Origin of the sequence: Shewanella inventionis (assembly GCF_014641855.1) — a bacterium.
Lineage (GTDB): Bacteria > Pseudomonadota > Gammaproteobacteria > Enterobacterales > Shewanellaceae > Shewanella > Shewanella inventionis.
In genome coordinates, this window is the sequence record NZ_BMII01000001.1 from 18,147 (window position 1) to 38,305 (window position 20,159).

Genomic DNA, 20,159 nt, shown 5'->3' on the forward strand with positions numbered 1-20,159 from the left:
TAACCCAGAAACAACAAGCTTAACTGAGAGACTCTTGTAAAGCCCGTAAGCACAAGGCCACATTTTCACGGCGAGCACCAAAACCCATTAAGCCAATACGCCATGCTTTACCCGCTAATGCTCCTAAGCCTGCACCTATCTCAAGGTTGTACTCTTCTAACAGATGTTTACGCACAGCGGCATCATCAACACCTTCTGGAATATACACAGCGTTTAATTGTGGCAATCTCGACGCTTCATCTACTACAAATTTAAGCCCTAACTGGGTTAAACCATCACGCAATAACAGGTGCATCTTACGGTGTCTTGCCCAGGCGTGTTCTAAACCTTCATTAGCCAGTAAACGCAATGACTCGTGCAGTGCATAAAGCGCATTGACAGGTGCGGTGTGGTGGTAACTGCGTTTAGCACCGCTGTTATTACCCCAATACCCCATCACCAGTGTTTGGTCCAAAAACCAGCTTTGCACAGGCGTAGTGCGCGCTTTTAGCTTAGCAACAGCTTTAGGCGAGAAAGACACTGGCGATAACCCTGGCACGCATGAAAGGCATTTTTGGCTGCCAGAATAAATCGCATCAATGCCCCACTCATCTACCAGTAGCTCAACACCACCAAGAGATGTAACCGCATCAACAATACTGATACAGTCGTGTAATTGCGCTAACGTGCATAAGGTTTTGGCATCAGATAAGGCACCAGTAGAGGTTTCTGCATGCACAAAGGCTAAAAACTTGGCATCGGGGTTTGCCACAAGCGCGGCTTCAACTTTATCAGGGCACACGGGTTCGCCCCACTCATTGTCGACAACAACGGCAACACCACCAACACGCTCAACATTTTGGCGCATGCGCTCACCAAATACACCGTTGCGGCACACGATAACCTTTTCGCCTGGCTCAACCAAATTAACAAAACAGGTTTCCATACCGGCACTACCAGGAGCCGATACCGCTAAGGTCATTTCGTTTTTAGTTTGAAAGGCATACTGGATCAGGCTTTTTAGCTCATCCATCATGCCGACAAATAGCGGGTCTAAATGACCAATGGTAGGACGCGACTGCGCTGCAAGTACTTCTGGATATACATCAGATGGGCCAGGACCCATTAAGGTACGGCGCGGCGGCATAAAGGCTGGAATAGTTGGCACGGGTAACATCAATGTCTCCTTAAAATGAGGTCGTATACGCCTGCATATAACTACAAGCGCATGGAAAAATTTACCCTACATATAAGCAATCCATCACAATGACATAACCCAATAACGGCATTACACTTTGATGGTATTGGTATTAACCTACGAATATATTTTCGTTTTAGGCGCACTGACAATATCACACTGAGATGTTAAATCATCTCAATGTGATAATAATTTATTCACCATCAGCCCAGTGCATAGCTGATTTCATTCAACTTTTAACCACTAAACAGTTACCTTTAGCAGTGTTGAATGCTTAATGTATTTAGCTCTTTGCTCTATTTAGCTCTTAGCACTATTTAACTCTTAGCACTATTTAAGAATAACTTATAAGCTGGGCTATGAGTTTCTTCTTGATAAACAAAGTCTAAGTCCGTTAAAAACTGCGCAAAAGCGCCATCATCACTTGCCGGCACTTCAAAGCCTGCCAAAACACGGCCAAATGCAGCGCCATGATTTCGATAATGGAACAAACTTATGTTCCACTTACTTTGTAAGGTGGTTAAAAACTTCAGCAAAGCGCCAGGATGCTCAGGAAACTCAAAGCTAAATAGGCGCTCTTCTAACGGCTCAAGTGGATGACCGCCAACCATATAGCGAACATGCAGTTTAGCGGTTTCATCTTGAGAAAGATCTTGAACCTCAAAACCCTCTAACTCAAGCTTGGCGACAATTTCAGCCAGTTCTGTTTGGCCGCCCGTTAAACGAATACCGGCAAATACTACCGCCATATCTCGACTACTAAAACGATAGTTAAACTCAGTCATTGGGCGTTTTTCAAGTAGCTCACAAAAACGTAAAAAGCTGCCTGGTTTTTCAGGTACTTTAACCGCCAACACGGCTTCTTTTTGCTCACCAAGCTCACAACGCTCAGACACATAGCGAAGGCTATGAAAGTTAACATTAGCCCCACTTAATATGGCAGCGGCTTTTTTAGGCGCATCGCTACTGTCGCCCTGTAGTGCCATATATTTTTTTAAACCCGCAATTGATAACGCCCCAGCAGGCTCAGCAATGGCTCGAGTGTCTTCAAAAATATCTTTAACTGCAGCGCAAATTTCATCAGAGGTCACTGTGACCACATGATCTACGTATTCACGTGCCAGCCTAAAAGGTTCTGTGCCGATACGCTTCACCGCGACACCGTCGGCAAACAAACCGACTTGCGCTAATGTAACGGGCTCATCCGCTTCTAATGCCGCTTTTAAGCAGGCGGCATCTTCTGGCTCAACACCAATAATTTTAACTTGGGGCATAACAGCTTTGTAATACGCAGCAATCCCGGCAATTAACCCGCCACCGCCCACGGGCACAAAGACTACTTCGATGTCACGTTGCTGCTGCACCATCTCTTGGGCAATGGTGCCTTGGCCAGCAATCACGGCCTCGTCATCAAACGGCGCGATATACACACGCCCTTCAGTTGCCGATAGGTTTTTAGCATAATCATTTGCTTGATCAAAGGCTTGCCCATGCAACACCACATTACCACCAAGGCGACGCACAGCATCAACTTTAATGTCTGGTGTGGTACTTGGCATAACAATCACGGCATCAATGCCGCGGCTGGCCGCTGACATGGCTACGCCCTGAGCATGGTTACCCGCCGAGGCACACACCACGCCTTTATCGCATTCATCTTGAGTTAGCGCAGCAATCCGGTTGTAAGCACCGCGCAACTTAAATGAATGCACAGGCTGCATATCTTCACGCTTTAAGTACACCTGACAACCAAACCGAGCGGATAATTTATTCATGCTCGACAATGGCGTCACCTTCGCAACATCGTAAACCGACGACAGCAAAATTTTCTGCAAATAATAATGCGCTAAATCTAATTGAGTTTGAGACGCCAATGCCAACATACTACCCCTCCAGTTTAGTGCGATCGCGTACCGCACCTTTATCTGCACTGGTTGCTAATAGCGCATACGCTTTTAACGCTAACGATACATAACGCTCACGTGATACAGGCTTCCAACCTAATGGACCTTTGGCGTCCATTGCATCACGGCGACGTGCTAATTCGTCATCGCTCACATTCAATTGAATACTGCGTTTTGGAATATCGATCGCAATTTGATCGCCGTTTTCAATCAGTGCGATAGTACCGCCCGATGCGGCCTCTGGTGAAATATGACCAATAGATAAGCCCGATGTACCACCAGAAAAACGTCCGTCGGTAATTAGCGCACACTGAGTGCCTAAACCACGAGATTTAAGGTAAGTGGTTGGGTACAGCATTTCTTGCATACCAGGGCCGCCTTTAGGGCCTTCGTAACGGATCACCACCACATCACCTGCAACAACTTCGCCACCTAGGATTCCGCTTACAGCATCATCCTGGCTTTCATACACGCGGGCACTGCCCACAAAGGTTAAATTTGACTCATCCACACCAGCGGTTTTCACTATACAGCCATCAGTTGCCACGTTACCCGCAAGTACAGCTAGGCCACCTTCTTGACTAAACGCAAATTCACGTGCGCGGATACAGCCATTTTCGCGGTCATCATCCACACTGTCCCAGCGGCAATCTTGGCTAAAGGCTTTAGTGGTCGGAATACCAGCCGGGCCTGCGCTGAAAAACTTAATCACGGCAGGATCATTGGTTTGTTTTAGGTCGTATTTAGCTAATACAGATTTTAGGTCACCGCCGTCATCTGCTGCTACGTGTGGTACATCATTGTGCAATAACCCTGCTCTGTCTAACTCTCCCAAAATACCCATCACGCCACCAGCACGGTGCACATCTTCCATGTGGTATTTAGGGGTTGATGGTGCAACCTTACATAAATGCGGAACCAGACGTGACATACGATCGATATCAGCCATATCAAAGGCTAATTCAGCTTCTTGAGCCGCTGCCAATAAATGCAATACGGTATTAGATGAACCGCCCATGGCGATGTCTAATGCAGTTGCGTTTTCAAATGCTTTAAAAGACGCAATATTACGCGGCAATGCATTTTCATCATCATGCTTATAGTAACGCTCAGCCAGCTTCATTATTCGGCGGCCTGCTTCTAAAAATAATTCACGGCGATCGGCGTGAGTCGCCAACATCGACCCATTACCCGGTAATGACAAGCCTAAGGCTTCTGTTAAACAGTTCATTGAGTTTGCAGTAAACATACCTGAGCACGAACCACAGGTTGGACAAGCGCTGCGTTCAATTTGCTTACTGTCTGCATCGCTAACATTGGTATCCGCGCCAGCGACCATAGCATCGACTAAATCAAGCTTGATTAACTTGTCAGACAACTTAGTTTTGCCGGCTTCCATTGGGCCGCCAGACACAAAAATAACCGGAATGTTTAACCGCAGCGCAGCCATTAACATGCCGGGGGTGATTTTGTCGCAGTTTGAGATACACACTAACGCATCAGCACAATGCGCATTAACCATGTATTCAACACTGTCGGCAATCAACTCACGTGAAGGCAAGCTGTACAACATACCGCCATGTCCCATGGCGATGCCGTCGTCCACAGCTATGGTGTTAAATTCTTTAGCAATACCGCCCACTTCTTCAATCGCACTGGCAACAAGCGAGCCCATGTCTTTTAAATGCACATGCCCTGGTACAAACTGTGTAAATGAGTTGGCAATCGCAATAATTGGCTTACCAAAATCGGTTTCTTTAACTCCAGTGGCACGCCATAGTGCGCGGGCACCTGCCATGTTGCGGCCTTCGGTACTGGTTGCTGAACGTAATTTTGGCATTGCAAATATCCTTGTGTAATGTGGAGCAAGTTACCCGTGTTATCACAAGTAACGCATTAAAATGGGTAATAATGTATGTTTAGCTGTTTGCTGCGTGCCCAAGTGACACCGCTGGTATCACCTTGCATTGGGTGACATCAATTAATTTAGTGAGCTGATTACTTAACAGTTCTATTGCACGTTCAGCCTCAACCCATAATTCTACAGCCATACTAGCATCGTCATTGATGCGCATCTGCATTTGAGTGACTTTAAATCCACGGTGGCGAGTAACACGCAAAACACGCTCTAGCACTTCTGGACGTTGTTGAACGGTTATTTCAAGATTATGCATCATGTTTGCTTCTCCATTTGATCCATCATGTCACTGTTACTGGCTCCGGGTGGAACTAATGGCCATACATTAAAGGCATCATCAATCGCGACGTGCAACATGTAAGGACCACTGCTGTTAAGCATTTCATCGAGTGCTTGCTCGACTTGATCAGCATGGTTAATCGTCCGGCCAGGAATATCAAAAGCCGACGCCATTAACACAAAGTTAGGGTTGTCAGACAAGTCAGTCTCGCTGTAGCGCTCTTCAAAAAACAGCTGCTGCCACTGCTTAACCATGCCCAATTTTTGATTGTCTATCAGTAAAATTTTAACCGGCAGCTTACGACGTTTAATGGTCGTCAACTCTTGAACGTTCATCATAAACGAACCATCACCAGAGACCGTGACCACCGTAGCATCTGGGCGCGCCACCTGAGCACCAATGGCTGCTGGCAAGCCAAAGCCCATAGTGCCAAGGCCAGCGCTAGACAAATGATCTTCAGGACGACGAAACCACATATGCTGAGCAACCCACATTTGGTGTTGCCCCACATCGCACGCCACCACGCTGTCTTCAGGTAATTTATTGGCTAAACGGCGCAACATAGCTGGCGCGTAAATTAAATCACCTGGGTGTTGATAGTTCCATTGATGTTGACGCGAAAGCGTTTCTACCTCAGCTTGCCACTGACTAATCGCCAGCTTACCTTTTACAGCTTGAGTTAACGCAGGCAAGACTTGTCGAAGCTCTGCGGCAATAGCCACTTCGGCTTGGCGCAATTTACCTAACTCAGCCGCATCAATATCTAGGTGCAATACTTTGGCATTACTGGCAAAGCTGGCTAATCGCCCTGTGACTCGGTCATCAAAACGAGCACCAACAACGATTAATAAATCACACTCTTGTACAGCGAGATTTGCCCCTTTACCACCGTGCATACCTAACATGCCTAAGTATCCTTTGGTGCCGTGGGCAATACTGCCTAAGCCTTTAAGCGTTGCAACCGACGGAATACCTGTGGCATCTATAAATTCACGTAAATGTGCAACCGCACCTGCCATGCCCACACCGCCACCAACATACAACATTGGCTTACTAGCTTGTGAAAGTAATTCGATAGCCGAATCAAGCTCGCATTGGGTCGCCACTAGCTCATCAGCAACACTTTGTAGAGGTGTTTTGTACTCAAGCTCGGCAATTTGAATGTCTTTTGGGATATCAACCAATACTGGACCTGGGCGGCCTTCGGCAGCAATTTCAAATGCTTGATATAGCGTAGGGATTAAATCATTGATGTCGGTAACCATAAAACTATGTTTGGTACATGACAAAGACATACCAAGCACATCGATTTCCTGAAAAGCATCAGTGCCAATAACGGCAGTAGAGACCTGGCCAGTAATGGCCACTAACGGTACAGAATCGAGCAAGGCATCGGCTAACGAAGTGATTAAATTGGTCGCCCCAGGGCCTGAGGTTGCAAAACAAACACCGGTTTTACCACTGGCTCTTGCATAACCAACCGCGGCAAATGCCGCACCTTGTTCATGACGGCTAAGTAAATGCTCAACAGGGCTACCATAGAGCGCATCGTAAATAGGCATAATTGCCCCGCCAGGATAACCAAACACTGTGGTAACACCATGTGCTGCTAGTACTTTGATTACTGCATCCGCGCCGCGCATTTTCTGTCCTGCTTCCATAATTTTTATCTCTACTTCGTCAATGTTTTGCTTGCTCTACGTCATGTTTGGATATTTTTATTTAGCCTTAAACTAAAAAACCCCCGATCCTTTCGGAGCGGGGGTTTTGCAATCTTTGTGACTCTTAGGTCAGTCTAGTTGTCAAACGCCACCCCCGCTGTGACTTAATAATCACTACGGTAATAATCACGAGAATGAGCATGGCTGCACGGTTTAACATGTTTTAGACAGTATCCTAAGTTTCAAATATTTTTTCGTTCGCTTATGTTCAATAAACGTTACGGTATGACTAACAAGTACCATAAAAGATTTACTGAGCACAACTAAAAAATTGTCTATGTAAAAAAAATTCAGCTTCCCTGCCGAGACAATGCAAACAACAACAAAAACTTAACGCATGAGTTCAATCTAAAATTACTTTAAAACTCACTCTATCAATTTGTTTTTTCAGCGCCCCATTTAACACTCATTGGGGCGTTTCGATTGATGCCTGTCCGACAACGATACTGTATTTACAGCCAACAACTGAACAGGAACAACATCAGTTTTTTAACGCTTAGCCCGCTTCAACAATACGCTTCATGTCAGTCATGTAGCCGCGAAGCTCAGCACCAATAAACTCAACATCAGTGTGACGAATTTGCTCATTCACTTCGATTAAACGTTGGTTATCAACACCATTTGAAGACTCAGCAAGTCCAGCACCTAAATACTCAGGCGACATGGCATTCACATAGTCACGTAGCATGGGTACTGCTGCGTGGTTAAATAAATAACAACCGTACTCAGCAGTGTCAGAAATAACCACGTTCATTTCGTATAAACGTTTACGGGCAATCGTGTTAGCAATTAATGGCGTTTCATGTAACGACTCGTAATAAGCCGACTCTTCAACAATACCAGCTGCAACCATAGTATCGAAGGCTAGTTCAACACCGGCTTTGATCATCGCAACCAAGAAGATGCCTTTGTCAAAATACGTTTGCTCATCGATGTGCTCAGATGATGTTGGCGCATTTTCAAATGCCGTTTCGTTGGTTTCTGCTCTCCAACGTAGCAAGTTTGCGTCATCATTAGCCCAGTCTTCCATCATGGTGCGAGAGAACTCACCGCTGATAATGTCATCCATGTGCTTTTCAAATAGCGGTTTAAGGATTTCTTTTAGCTCTTCAGCCATATCAAACGCTTTGATTTTTGCAGGGTTTGATAAACGGTCCATCATGTTGGTAATACCGCCATGTTTAAGCGCTTCAGTAACGGTTTCCCAACCTTGCTGAATAAGCTTAGCGGCATAACCTGGCTCAACGCCATCGGCAACCATTTTCTCGTAACCTAAAATCGCACCTGTTTGTAACATGCCACATAAAATGGTTTGCTCGCCCATTAAGTCTGACTTAACTTCAGCAACAAACGACGACATTAATACACCAGCACGATCACCACCGGTTGCACTTGCATACGCTTTAGCAATCGCTAAACCATCGCCTCTTGGGTCGTTTTCTGGGTGAACAGCAATCAGTGTTGGCACACCAAAACCACGCTTATATTCTTCGCGCACTTCTGTTGCTGGACACTTAGGTGCAACCATAATGACAGTAATGTCTGAACGCACTTGCATGCCTTCTTCAACAATGTTGAAACCATGAGAATAGGCTAACGTAGAACCTTGTTTCATCAATGGCATAACGGCATTAACAACATTAGTGTGTTGCTTATCTGGCGTCAGGTTAAGCACTAAATCAGCATCAGGCACAAGTTCTTCAAATGTACCGACTTTAAAGCCGTTGTCGGTTGCTTTTTGCCAAGATGCGCGCTTTTCAGTGATAGCTTCAGGACGTAGGGCAAAAGAAATATTTAAGCCAGAGTCGCGCATGTTCAAACCTTGGTTAAGGCCTTGTGCGCCACAACCTAAAATAATAATGTTCCAATCTTTGATATATTGGCAACCGTCGCTGAACTCAGAACGTTCCATAAAGCGGCATTGTGCTAATTGAGCTAATTGTTGACGTAAATTCAGAGAGTTAAAATAGTTAGCCATCTGATACCACCTTTAAAATTTATCTATTTGGGACGCAAACTACGTTTGATATTCATTCAAACTTTGCGATTGAGTTGACTATAGCCTATCCATAGCATTGCTTAAAATGATATATTCGGCATGTGATGTTGCAAAAAATGCAACGTCGCTATTTTGATGAATTATCTTCACTTTACGGAAATACCGATTATGGACATACGCTCTCTAAAATTGTATTTGCACCTGTGTGATAGCCTGCACTTTGCTAAAACGGCAGAGCAATCGCATGTCAGTCCATCCACATTAAGTCGAGCATTACAACGCTTAGAAGATGAAGTCGGCAGTAAGTTATTTGAACGCGATAATCGCAGCGTTACCATGACCCATGCAGGATTAGAATTTAAACGCTTTGCCGAACAAACCCTGGCAGACTGGAGCCAACTGCGTAGCCGTATCGACCCTAGCCAACAGTATTTACGCGGTATTTTAAATCTATATTGCTCAGTCACCGCAGCATACAGCCATCTACCAGCTCTATTAGATCGATTTCGTCGCGACCATCCACATGTAGACATTAAACTCACAACCGGAGATCCTGCAAATGCAGTCAGCCTGATCCAAAAAAATCGCGCAGACATAGCCATCATTGCGTTACCCGAAGTGTTTCCCGATACCCTACATTTCACTCCTATAGATAAAGTGCCTATTTCGGTGATAGCACCAACCATGCAATGCCAGGTACAGCAATGGGTTAATCAGGCCAATATTGAATGGGCAAAATTACCTTACATAGTGCCTGATCACGGCCCAGGGCGAAAACGTATCGACCAATGGTTTAAGCAAATGGGAATTAAACCCAATATTTATGCACAGGTGTCGGGGCAAGAAGCCATTGTATCTATGGTGGCATTGGGGTGCGGAGTGGGCATCAGCCCTGAAGCAGTGATCCATAACAGCCCTGTACGAGATAGGATCCAAACATTAGCATCACCTGTAGACATTCCTGCATTTGAGCTGGGATGTTGCTGTAAAGAAAAACGCACCAATGATCCTATCATTAGTGCGTTTTTAGAGATTATTTGATGAACATACTTTCTTCAAGGCTTATGGCATAGGTGGAGCATCATTTTCTAAACGCGTCACCAACAATTGGTCGACTTTGTACGAGTCGATGTCGACCACCTCAAATTTATAACCCGCATAATTGACAAAGTCAGTGCGCTTCGGAATTTTGCGCAACATATACATCATAAAACCGGCAATCGTTTCGTAATTTTGGTTATGTGGAAACTCTTCAATCTGAAACGCTCGCATCACATCGGTAATAGGAGTCACCCCATCAACCAGCCAAGAATTGCCATCACGGGCAACAATTTGCTCTTCACTTTCATGTAATGACCAGGCGCCCATTACTGCACTTTGCAAATCGTTAGTGGTCACAATCCCCACCACTAATGCGTATTCATTCATAACCACAGCAAAGTCGGCACGATTATTTTTAAAATACTCCATCGACTCAGACAGGGTTAAGGTGTCAGGAATAATTAAGCAGTTGTGCACTAATGTACTGCCTTTAAGGGTAATTTTTTCTCCATTGATTACCCGAATAAGCAACTCTTTTGCATCAACAAAACCTTTGATCATATCTAACTGACCATCACACACTAAAAACTTATTGTGCGGGTTTTTAGCTATTTTTTGCTTAATGTCTTCTTCGGTGTCTTGCAGCAGAAAATACACCAAGCTTTCACGTGCTGTCATGGCCGAAGTGACAGACACCGACTGCATTTCAAACACGTTTTCCATCATTTGTTGCTCACCTTTATCCATTACACCGGCTTCTGTTCCGGCGGTCATCATGGCGTAAATATCATCGTGAGTAACTTGATCGTTGCGCGCTGTAGGCACCTGCAACAGTTTAAAAATCGCATTGGCCAGACCGTTAAAAATCCACACAAAAGGTTTTAAAACCGTAATACAAAACGCAATCGGCATCACAAAGGTAACAGCCACTTGCTCAGGGATCACCATCGCAATACGCTTTGGCATAAGATCGGCAAATAAAATAAATAACGATGTCACAGTCACAAACGAGCACATAAAGCTCAGTTGCAAGCCCCACTCATCACCTAATAACGGTAATAACAATTGCTCAAAATACGGGCGAAATGCCGACTCACCCACAATACCGCCCATAATGGCAACCGCATTTAAACCAATTTGCACCACAGTAAAAAAGCTCCCTGGATGCGCTTGTAATTTTAGGACTTTTTGCGCTCGGATATCACCTTCATCCGCCATGGTTTGCAGGCGTATTTTACGTGAGGCGGCTAAGGCAATTTCAGACATAGAAAAAAAGCAACTTATGCCTATCAGGCACAATATAATTAAGAAACTATCAGTAATAGTCATATATTCTCTTTATCCTAGGCACAAGGCACTTAGGCATAATGGGGTAGCGGTTATCGCGTTTAACACGTTAATTTTGTTTTACAACAAAAGGACAAAAATTCGGTTTGGGGCCAATTCGAGGATGATTTCGACAGGTCTCAGGGCGTTGATGGTAAATAGTGCAACGTCGGCTATGTCTATCAAGATAAAGACAATCATCATTGGCCATTCGGGCTAAGGTAAAAATAGCGGTTTTATGAGAAAAGTGCGCCACTATTTTAGCTTTTTGTAATCTTTTGGCGATAGCCTTAAGATCACCTTCTGCTTCAAATGGGTCAACCAACCCCATCCTAATCAAATCGTTAACGGTCACCTCGACCGGTAACGTGCAGCAGGTTGCTCGACAAGTATCGCAAAGATTTTTTCGATATGCTGTCCAAGTTGATAAATCATCAATATTAAAATGATTCCCCTTAGAAAACTTCACGCCGCTTTCTCCACATAAAAATAGCGCGCGTATTCTACTCAAAACACGGCAATATAACCAAGGTTTAGTTAACACAATTGAACAAATTTTGATTCATTATACCGAGCGATCCACCATAAAATCAGCAAAAAACCTCAACGCTGCTAGACTGTATTCATCCCTTCATTTGTATATTATTCAAACAAAAGGATTTGTTAATGGCAATAGCCTGTGTTTTTACTCGAGCAAGTTGTGGTGTTGAGGCACCTAAAGTCACCGTAGAAGTTCATTTAAGCAATGGTTTACCTGCTTTTAATTTAGTGGGGTTACCCGAAGCTTCAGTAAAAGAAGCCAAAGAGCGAGTCAGAAGCGCATTAATCAATGCGGGTTTTGAATTTCCCCAACGACGCATTACCGTCAACTTAGCGCCAGCTGATCTCCCAAAACAAGGAGGGCGCTATGACCTGCCGATTGCTGTCGGGATTTTAGCGGCATCCAATCAAATACCGAACAAAGCGCTTAACCAATGTGAATTTGTCGGAGAGTTAGCGCTCTCAGGCCAAGTCAGACCGTGTACCGGGCTATTACCAGCCATAATTGCTGCTCGTAACGACCAACATCATTTTTTTATGCCTATCGACAATCGCCACGAAGCAGAATTAGTAGGGTACAACCACAGCTATTTTGTCGCGCATTTACAAAATCTCGCCGCATTTTTACATGGACAAGCGCAACTGCCTTTGCTCGACACCCAGCCCGAATGGATAGACGAATCGCCAGTTACTGACAATTTATTATGCATGAGTGATGTAATTGGCCAATATCAAGCAAAGCAAGGGCTAGAAATCGCTGCAGCAGGAAATCACAACCTACTTTTTCTTGGGCCACCTGGCACAGGGAAAAGCATGTTAGCTAACCGAATTATCCCGCTGCTGCCGGCATTGACGTACGATGAAGCCATTGAGGTTGCAGCTATTCATTCTGTTGCCGGTTTGCATATTAAACCGCAAAATTTTCTTAATCGCCCTTTTCGCTCACCACACCATACCTGTTCATCTATTGCATTAATTGGCGGTGGCAGCCACCCCAAACCCGGCGAAATCTCCCTCGCCCATCGCGGAATATTATTTTTAGACGAAATCGCTGAGTTTCCTCGCAAAGTGCTCGATTGTTTACGAGAGCCCCTAGAAACCGGCCAAGTTGAGATATCTAGAGCTGCAGCTAAGCTTACTTTTTCAAGCCGTTTTCAACTCATAGCAGCAATGAACCCCAGCCCCTGTGGCGATACGGAGCGAGCCCGATCAACACCTGAACAAATTCAGCGTTATTTATCGCGGTTATCTGGGCCATTTTTAGACCGCTTCGATTTAACCGTTGAGGTGCCTAAATTGCCATCGGGCACTCTTACGCAACAACATCAACCGGGCGAAACCAGCGTTGAAATAGCCAAACGAGTAAAACAAGCGCGCGAAAGCCAGTTGGCGCGCTCGGGTGTATTAAACAGTGAATTAAGCCCAAAACAACTTAAACAAGACAGTAATATCAGCCAGCAAGATTTAGAATTTTTAGAAAAAAGTGTACTGAGTCTTGGTTTGTCTGTGCGCAGTTTTCACCGTATTCAACGAGTATCACGTACCATTGCCGATCTACAACAGTCTGTCACCACAGAACGAGGCCATATCGCGCAAGCACTTGGCTACAGAGCAATGGATCGTTTACTCGCAAAGCTTAATCAACAATAAAGTCAATTTTTAACTGTTGTATTTATTGAGCAATCTTGCGACTACGAGTAACATAGCTCTCCGTTTAAAAGGAGAGAAAAATGTCGTTGCTTGCTAAAATCAAAGGCTGCTTAGCATTTACATGCTATCTACTGAATACTGTTTTTTGGACTATACTCATTATGGTGTTTAGTCTCTTCAAACTTATCCCGATTAGCATTTTTCAAAAAAACTGCAGTTATATTCTTGATAACTGTGCCACCGCATGGATAAGCGTTAACAATATCGTCGAATCTATATTCCACCCTGTACGCATTCACGTTAGCGGCGATGACACCTTTTCAGAACAAGAATGGTATATGGTTATTGCTAATCACCAGTCTTGGGTAGATATTTTAATTTTGCAGCGCGTATTTAACCGAAAAATCCCTTTTTTAAAGTTTTTTCTGAAACAAGAATTAATTTATGTGCCCATCCTCGGTTTAGCTTGGTGGGCATTAGATTTTCCTTTTATGCGTCGTTACAGCTCAGCAGAGTTGCGTAAAAACCCTAAACTTAAAGGCAAAGACATTGAAATCACGCGTAAAGCCTGCGAAAAGTTTAAAACTAAACCCGTTAGCGTAATGAACTTTGTTGAAGGCACTCGATTTAGCCAAGCAAAGCACAACAAACAACAATCGCCTTTTACACACTTGCTCAAGCCTAAAGCCGGCGGCATGGCCTTTGCGTTATCGGCAATGGGCGAGCAAATTAATAAATTAGTTGATGTCACCATTTATTACCCAGGCCGTGTACCCAGTTATTGGGAGTACATTTGTGGGGCACTTAATGATGTGCATGTACATATTAAGATCAGTGATATTCCCCAAAATATGCGCGGGGATTACCTTAAAGATCGTGAGTTTAAGATTGATTTCCAAGAACAACTCAATCAAATCTGGTTAAACAAAGATCACCAACTACAAGAGCTTGCAGACAAGTCAAAGCAAAAGGTATAACAATACATGTTAACGTTTTTACCTGGCCCACTGCTGTTTGTTCTCAGCCTGGTTTTGCTGATTATTAATACCAGCGTATGGGGTTCATTAATTGCAATAGGCGGTATCATTAAACTGTTATTGCCATTAAAAGCCCTTCGTCGTGTGTTGACTAAAATCATGAACCGTTTTATGTGGGCCTGGGCCACCTGCAATGGCGGGATTTTATATCTGATATCGAATATCGAATGGGATATATCAGGGCTAGACAATCTAGACCCAAACGGTTGGTATTTATTGATCAGCAACCATGTCAGTGGCTTTGATATTGCGGCACAAACATATGTGCTACGCAACCACATCCCCATGTTAAAATTTTTCCTGAAAAAAGAACTCTTATACGTGCCAATCTTAGGTTTAGGTTGTTGGGCGCTCGACATGCCATTCATGAACCGAACCAGCCCAGCCAAACTGAAGAAAAACCCTAAACTCAAGGGTAAAGATCTTGAAACCACCCGCAAGGCTTGCGAACGTTTTAAAGATTCACCCACCTCAATCTTTAATTATGTTGAAGGCAGCCGTTTTACTGAAGAAAAGCGTCTGCGCCAAGACTCGCCCTATCGGCATCTGTTACGCCCCAAAGCCAGTGGCATTGCCTTTACGCTATCAGCCATGGGTGAGCAATTTACCAACTTACTCAATATCACTTTAGTGTATCCAGAAACATCTGAAAAAGTGTTAAGCAATGTTATGCAAGGTCGAACCAAAAAAGTCGTCATGCATGTTGAAGTACTGCCGGTTCCGCACGTCAATGCCAATGACTATTTACATCATGCAGATAGCCGAGTTGCTTTTCAGCGCTGGTTAAACCAACTGTGGTTTGAAAAAGATCAATTTATTGACAATGTGCTCAAGCAATATCAACAGTCATCGCTCCACAAAAAGGACAATTAGCATAGTTTTTATACTGCGAAGTAGCATAACACTGTTAGTTTTGTGCAATTTCCATTAACCTAATGACACAATTGATATAAACAAAATTTAGTCACTGAATACGCAAGGCTTAATTAGCGTTTTACTGTTAAGCTTGAACAAACACTTTTACGCTGCTTGTCTACTATAACTTGTATAGGTGAGATTTGAATTTTCGCGCAATAACACTTTTACCCTACTTGATAATTTTGCTGGCATTGATTTTTTCAGTGCCCGTTTCTGCGCAAAAAAATAGTGCGAACCATGCTCTTGCAGAAGTGAAATTTCAACATTTCGACACCGAAGGCAAACTCAATCAAAACTCAATCACTCGCCTGTTTATGGACAGTGCCGGTATGTTATGGGTTGGCACACAAGATGGCCTACACAGCTACAACGGTGTCGACTTCGAGCTTTACCTTAAACAAGCTAACAACAGCAAAAGCATTTCTGGCAACTACATTACTGATATTTTGCAATCACCTGACGGTGATTTATGGCTAGGCACGTTTGATAATGGCTTAAACCGCTTTAACTTGAACACAGGCGAGTTTACACGATTTAAACAAAAACAAGGGTTAAACGAACTTCAAATCACTAAACTTGCAGTAATTGGTGACACCCTATGGATAGGCACCCGTACAGGTTTATATTTATTATCGTTAAAAACCGAAAAAATTATCCCCGTGAGTTTAGGCAGCAATATCACGCCAGATGTTGTGAGCATTGCAAATGTTGACGACAAATTCATCGTCGTAGGCACCAAAGAACATGGCACTTTTGCAGTAGACAGCAACACCATTATTCGCCTTGATATCCCCACAAACATGGTCGTCAACCAAATTCAATCCAGTTCAATTTATTCTGTTTGGTTGGCAATCGACAATCAAATATGGCGTTACAATCTTGATACTCACCAAAAAGAGTTAATTTGGTCACGAGATAATAGTTACGGAGAAAACCGTAAAATTGTCGACTTTATCGTGGTGAACGCCAATCAAATTTTTGCAATAGGTAACAACACAGGCCTGTTCCAATTGGACTTTAAAGAGGGGCAGTGGCACAGCACCATTTACAAACATAATCCACAAGCACTCAACACCATCAGTGCCAACACGTTACAAACATTATTTCTCGATGCAACAGGCACCCTGTGGATTGGCAGTGGTTATTCTGGTATTGATAAACTCAATCTTAACCAGCAATACTTTACACATTATTACGATTACCAAACCGACGCACCAGACATGGCCAATATGGTACGCAGCATTTATCGTGATAATCAGCAGCGCTTATGGATAGGAACCGATGGCGCAGGTGTTAAATACCTAGCGCCTCAAGATAGTCAATACTATTATATTAATCAATTATTTGCAGACAATCTGCCGGTACCTGTTGAACAATTATCACTCATAGTTCACGACATAATCCAAGACAAACAAGAGCTGCTATGGTTTGCTACAAACCTTGGCCTGTTTACTCTCGATCTCAACAATGAGCTCAAACAAATTAAGCCTGCTAACCCGCAGTTTCATGCAGACACCAAGTTTCGAAGCTTTGCCTTTGATGATAAAGATCGCCTATGGATATCGAGCTCCCTAGGGCTGTATTTTATCTCTGAACACACCCATAAGATGATGGCCTATAATTTTGGCTTTCAAGCAGACTACTCACCCTTTAAACATCAAATTATTAAATTGCACTTTAGCCAAGGCTATTTATGGCTCGGCACCATGGGTGGTGTGGTTAGGTTGTCACCAGAAGAGCAAAAGCTGGATTTTTTAACCCACGACGCAGAAAACATTTATAGCCTAAGCGACAACCGCGTCAGAGACTTTTTACTGGCTGACAACGGCGATTTCTGGATAGCGACTCACGGTGGCATAGACAAACTCACCCTTGAGTACGGCACCTTCTCTTTTGAAAGAATGGACGTAAATGCAGACAAAAGCAGTAATACCGTTTACGCCATATTAGAAGATGAGCAACATGATTTATGGCTCAGTACCAATTCAGGTATTTCGCGTTTTACTCCCAGCACAAGAAGCTTCATTTCATATAATACTTATGAAGGCTTGCAGGCTAACGAGTTTAATGGCGCCGCTAAATTTAAAGACACCAACGGCAGCTTATGGTTTGGTGGCATACATGGCTTAAATCATTTTAATCCTGTAACCATTCCTGCATTCAGACCGGAAAACAAACTTGCATTAACCAAATACATCATTGGTGAAACACAATATCCTATCCGCGATTTAAGCCATGCCCCCAAAGTTGTCATGCCCTATGAAAAACAATTAATCAGTTTCGAGATTGGGTCACTTAACTTTAACTATCCCGGGCTAAGTCGGTTTAGTTACAAATTAGATGGCTTTGACACCGACTGGCGTGAGCTGTCACAAGGCAATCAAATTACCTACACAAACCTTGCACCTGGCGATTACAAATTATTAGTCCGTCATGCGCTGGGAACCAACAAATATAGCCAGTACACACTCAGTGTAGATGTGTCTGTGGTCCCACCGTTTTATATGACACATATTGCCTATGCAGCCTATGTGAGCGTGGGCTTGCTAGGCATTATTTGGATTATCGCTGCCAGACGCAGAAAACAAACCAAACAGCGAGAATTTGATAACAGTATTCGCGCATCAGAAGAACGCCTTAAACTCGCGCTTTGGGCTTCGGGCGATGGGATGTGGGATTGGAACATAAAAGACGATAAAGTCTATCGGACCAACATGGTTGAACCGATGAACTTTTCATTAAAAGATGAATTACTGATAAAAAACATTCATCCAGAAGATCGTCCGCGCGTGCAAAAACTGCTTAATGATCATCTGTCAGGTGAAAGCGAATTTTTTGAAGCTGAATACCGTGTAGAAACTCAACCAGGAAATTGGGCATGGTTATTAGACAGGGGCCAAATTGTAGAGCGCGACAGCAATAATGCGCCCATCCGAATGGCCGGCACTCACAAAGATATCACCAGCCGTAAGCTAACCGAAAACGAACTAAAATTGTCATCGCAAGTACTGTTTAGTATGAACGAAGCCGTTGTGGTTGGTGAGCTAGACTATCAAGTTCGCTCAGTAAACCCAGCCTTTAGCCGAATTACAGGCTTTAGACACCGCGATGTTGTCGGTAAGCACTTTTTATTTTTAACCATGGGCAAACAATCGCGCGAGTTTTACAACGCGGTAGAAACCCAGTTATTAAGACACAAGCATTGGGCCGGTGAAATTAAAATTAGAACCCGAGACCGTCGTGGCATATTGGCATGGTTGGAAATCAACCAGGTTATCGACAACAAGGGAGAAACCAGTCACTTTGTAGCGGTATTTACCGACATAACTGCACGTAAAAAAGCTGAAGAAGACCTACGAGTGTTGGCTAACTTTGACCCACTAACAGGCCTGCCTAATCGCACCTTATTCCAAGACAGATTAAACCAAGCTGTAACCAAAGCACACCGAGCCGAAAGCATAGTGGCATTGCTGTTTTTAGATCTCGACCGCTTTAAGCACATTAACGACTCAATGGGTCATCATATCGGTGACTTATTACTTAAAGCGGTAGCGCATCGCCTGCAAAATGCTGTGCGTGAAGAAGACACCGTCGCCCGCTTAGGAGGAGACGAATTTACCATTATTTTAGAAGGTGTTGCCAAAACCAAAGCAGCAACAATTATCGCCGAAAAGGTATTACAGGCATTTCAGAAACCTTTCTTACTCGACGATAAAGTACTGACTATTTCACCATCGATAGGGATAAGCCTATTTCCAGATGATGCCGAAGACACTACATCATTAATTAAGTATGCCGATACAGCTATGTATCATGCAAAATCATTAGGCCGAAACAATTTTCAGTTTTATACCAAAGAGTTAAACCAATATGCTACACGTCATGTGCAGTTAGAGGCTGGCCTAAAAAAAGCCCTACAAGAAAACGAATTTTATTTAGTGTACCAACCTAAATATGACGTAAAAACAGAGCGTATTATTGGGTTAGAGGCTTTACTTCGCTGGGAAAGTCCAGAATTAGGCCTTATTTCGCCAGTTGAATTTATTCCGCTCGCGGAAGAAACCGGCTTAATTAACCAAATAGGCCATTGGGCTATTAATCAGGCATGTACTCAACTTGCACAATGGCATCAGCAAGGGTTTGAGCATATCTCTGTGGCGGTAAACTTATCGGCAAGACAGCTTAAAGCAGACATTATTTCAACGATTGAAGTCGCCCTTGCCGTGTCAGGTTTGCCTGCCAGCGCACTTGAACTAGAGTTAACCGAATCAATGATTATGGGCAACCCACAAGACTCAGTAACCGTATTATCTAAACTCAAAGCGCTAGGGCTAACCATTGCCATTGATGACTTTGGTACCGGTTATTCCAGTTTAAGTTATTTAAAGCGTTTCCCAATTGACACCTTAAAAATTGACCGCGAGTTTGTTCGCGATATCACAGAAGATCCAGATGATGCAGCCATCACCAGCGCCATTATTACCCTAGCGCATAGCCTAGAACTCAATGTAGTTGCAGAAGGTGTTGAAACAAAAGAACAGCTTGAATTTTTACGTAATGGTGGCTGTGATCAAGTGCAAGGGTTCTTGCTCAGCAAGCCGCTTACGGCAAGCGAATGTTTAACGCTATTAAGTCAACGTTAAACTAG

The 20,159-nt window shown here is 43.8% G+C and carries 13 protein-coding genes; 5 read left to right on the forward strand and 8 right to left on the reverse strand.

What is annotated here, in order from left to right; genetic code table 11:
* Positions 1-19: 19 nt before the first annotated feature.
* From IEW93_RS00075 to ilvC, 6 genes are all read right to left on the reverse strand, one after another.
* Positions 20-1,156: a pyridoxal-phosphate-dependent aminotransferase family protein gene (locus tag IEW93_RS00075; RefSeq protein ID WP_188735628.1), complete on the reverse strand. Its 1,137-nt coding sequence runs from the start codon at positions 1,154-1,156 to the stop codon at positions 20-22.
* Positions 1,157-1,494: 338 nt separating this feature from the next.
* The gene (gene ilvA, locus IEW93_RS00080; RefSeq protein ID WP_188735629.1) at positions 1,495-3,060 is read right to left on the reverse strand and encodes a threonine ammonia-lyase, biosynthetic; all 1,566 of its coding nucleotides are present in this window, start codon (positions 3,058-3,060) and stop codon (positions 1,495-1,497) included.
* A 1-nt stretch (position 3,061) separates the two neighbouring features.
* Entirely contained in the window at positions 3,062-4,921 is a 1,860-nt protein-coding gene (gene ilvD, locus IEW93_RS00085) for a dihydroxy-acid dehydratase (protein ID WP_188735631.1), read from the reverse strand.
* 79 nt (positions 4,922-5,000) lie between these two features.
* Entirely contained in the window at positions 5,001-5,258 is a 258-nt protein-coding gene (gene ilvM / locus IEW93_RS00090) for an acetolactate synthase 2 small subunit (RefSeq protein ID WP_188735633.1), read from the reverse strand.
* Positions 5,255-6,940 (reverse strand): acetolactate synthase 2 catalytic subunit, encoded by a 1,686-nt coding sequence (gene ilvG / locus IEW93_RS00095; protein ID WP_188735634.1) that lies wholly within the window; start codon positions 6,938-6,940, stop codon positions 5,255-5,257. The genes ilvM and ilvG overlap by 4 nt, the downstream gene beginning before the upstream one ends.
* Positions 6,941-7,496: 556 nt before the next feature.
* Positions 7,497-8,978, reverse strand: coding sequence for a ketol-acid reductoisomerase (gene ilvC / locus IEW93_RS00100; RefSeq protein WP_188735637.1), 1,482 nt, complete (start codon positions 8,976-8,978; stop codon positions 7,497-7,499).
* Between the two features lie 189 nt (positions 8,979-9,167).
* Between ilvC and ilvY the strand changes: the two genes are divergently transcribed.
* Positions 9,168-10,040, forward strand: coding sequence for an HTH-type transcriptional activator IlvY (ilvY, locus tag IEW93_RS00105; RefSeq protein WP_188735638.1), 873 nt, complete (start codon positions 9,168-9,170; stop codon positions 10,038-10,040).
* Between the two features lie 21 nt (positions 10,041-10,061).
* Here the strand turns inward: ilvY and paeA are convergent, their stop codons facing one another.
* Together paeA and IEW93_RS00115 are read right to left on the reverse strand one after the other, a co-directional pair.
* Complete coding sequence (paeA, locus tag IEW93_RS00110; protein WP_188735640.1) at positions 10,062-11,369, reverse strand: polyamine export protein PaeA; 1,308 nt, start codon at positions 11,367-11,369, stop codon at positions 10,062-10,064.
* A gap of 67 nt (positions 11,370-11,436) precedes the next feature.
* Positions 11,437-11,835: a YkgJ family cysteine cluster protein gene (locus tag IEW93_RS00115; RefSeq protein WP_188736061.1), complete on the reverse strand. Its 399-nt coding sequence runs from the start codon at positions 11,833-11,835 to the stop codon at positions 11,437-11,439.
* 197 nt (positions 11,836-12,032) lie between these two features.
* Between IEW93_RS00115 and IEW93_RS00120 the strand changes: the two genes are divergently transcribed.
* From IEW93_RS00120 to IEW93_RS00135, 4 genes are all read left to right on the forward strand, one after another.
* Positions 12,033-13,556, forward strand: coding sequence for a YifB family Mg chelatase-like AAA ATPase (locus IEW93_RS00120; protein WP_188735643.1), 1,524 nt, complete (start codon positions 12,033-12,035; stop codon positions 13,554-13,556).
* Between the two features lie 80 nt (positions 13,557-13,636).
* Positions 13,637-14,533 (forward strand): 1-acylglycerol-3-phosphate O-acyltransferase, YihG family, encoded by an 897-nt coding sequence (gene yihG, locus IEW93_RS00125; RefSeq protein WP_188735645.1) that lies wholly within the window; start codon positions 13,637-13,639, stop codon positions 14,531-14,533.
* Between the two features lie 6 nt (positions 14,534-14,539).
* The gene (yihG, locus tag IEW93_RS00130) at positions 14,540-15,466 is read left to right on the forward strand and encodes a 1-acylglycerol-3-phosphate O-acyltransferase, YihG family (protein WP_188735646.1); all 927 of its coding nucleotides are present in this window, start codon (positions 14,540-14,542) and stop codon (positions 15,464-15,466) included.
* A 185-nt stretch (positions 15,467-15,651) separates the two neighbouring features.
* Positions 15,652-20,154: an EAL domain-containing protein gene (locus IEW93_RS00135; protein WP_229706543.1), complete on the forward strand. Its 4,503-nt coding sequence runs from the start codon at positions 15,652-15,654 to the stop codon at positions 20,152-20,154.
* Positions 20,155-20,159 lie beyond the last annotated feature (5 nt).

Excerpts from the sequence above, each read along its gene's own strand:
- IEW93_RS00075 (WP_188735628.1), bottom strand. The coding sequence starts at position 1,156 with ATGTTACCCGTGCCAACTATTCCAGCCTTTATGCCGCCGCGCCGTACC.
- ilvA (WP_188735629.1), bottom strand. The coding sequence starts at position 3,060 with ATGTTGGCATTGGCGTCTCAAACTCAATTAGATTTAGCGCATTATTAT.
- ilvD (WP_188735631.1), bottom strand. The coding sequence starts at position 4,921 with ATGCCAAAATTACGTTCAGCAACCAGTACCGAAGGCCGCAACATGGCA.
- ilvM (WP_188735633.1), bottom strand. The coding sequence starts at position 5,258 with ATGATGCATAATCTTGAAATAACCGTTCAACAACGTCCAGAAGTGCTA.
- ilvG (WP_188735634.1), bottom strand. The coding sequence starts at position 6,940 with ATGGAAGCAGGACAGAAAATGCGCGGCGCGGATGCAGTAATCAAAGTA.
- ilvC (WP_188735637.1), bottom strand. The coding sequence starts at position 8,978 with ATGGCTAACTATTTTAACTCTCTGAATTTACGTCAACAATTAGCTCAA.
- ilvY (WP_188735638.1), top strand. The coding sequence starts at position 9,168 with ATGGACATACGCTCTCTAAAATTGTATTTGCACCTGTGTGATAGCCTG.
- paeA (WP_188735640.1), bottom strand. The coding sequence starts at position 11,369 with ATGACTATTACTGATAGTTTCTTAATTATATTGTGCCTGATAGGCATA.
- IEW93_RS00120 (WP_188735643.1), top strand. The coding sequence starts at position 12,033 with ATGGCAATAGCCTGTGTTTTTACTCGAGCAAGTTGTGGTGTTGAGGCA.
- yihG (WP_188735645.1), top strand. The coding sequence starts at position 13,637 with ATGTCGTTGCTTGCTAAAATCAAAGGCTGCTTAGCATTTACATGCTAT.
- yihG (WP_188735646.1), top strand. The coding sequence starts at position 14,540 with ATGTTAACGTTTTTACCTGGCCCACTGCTGTTTGTTCTCAGCCTGGTT.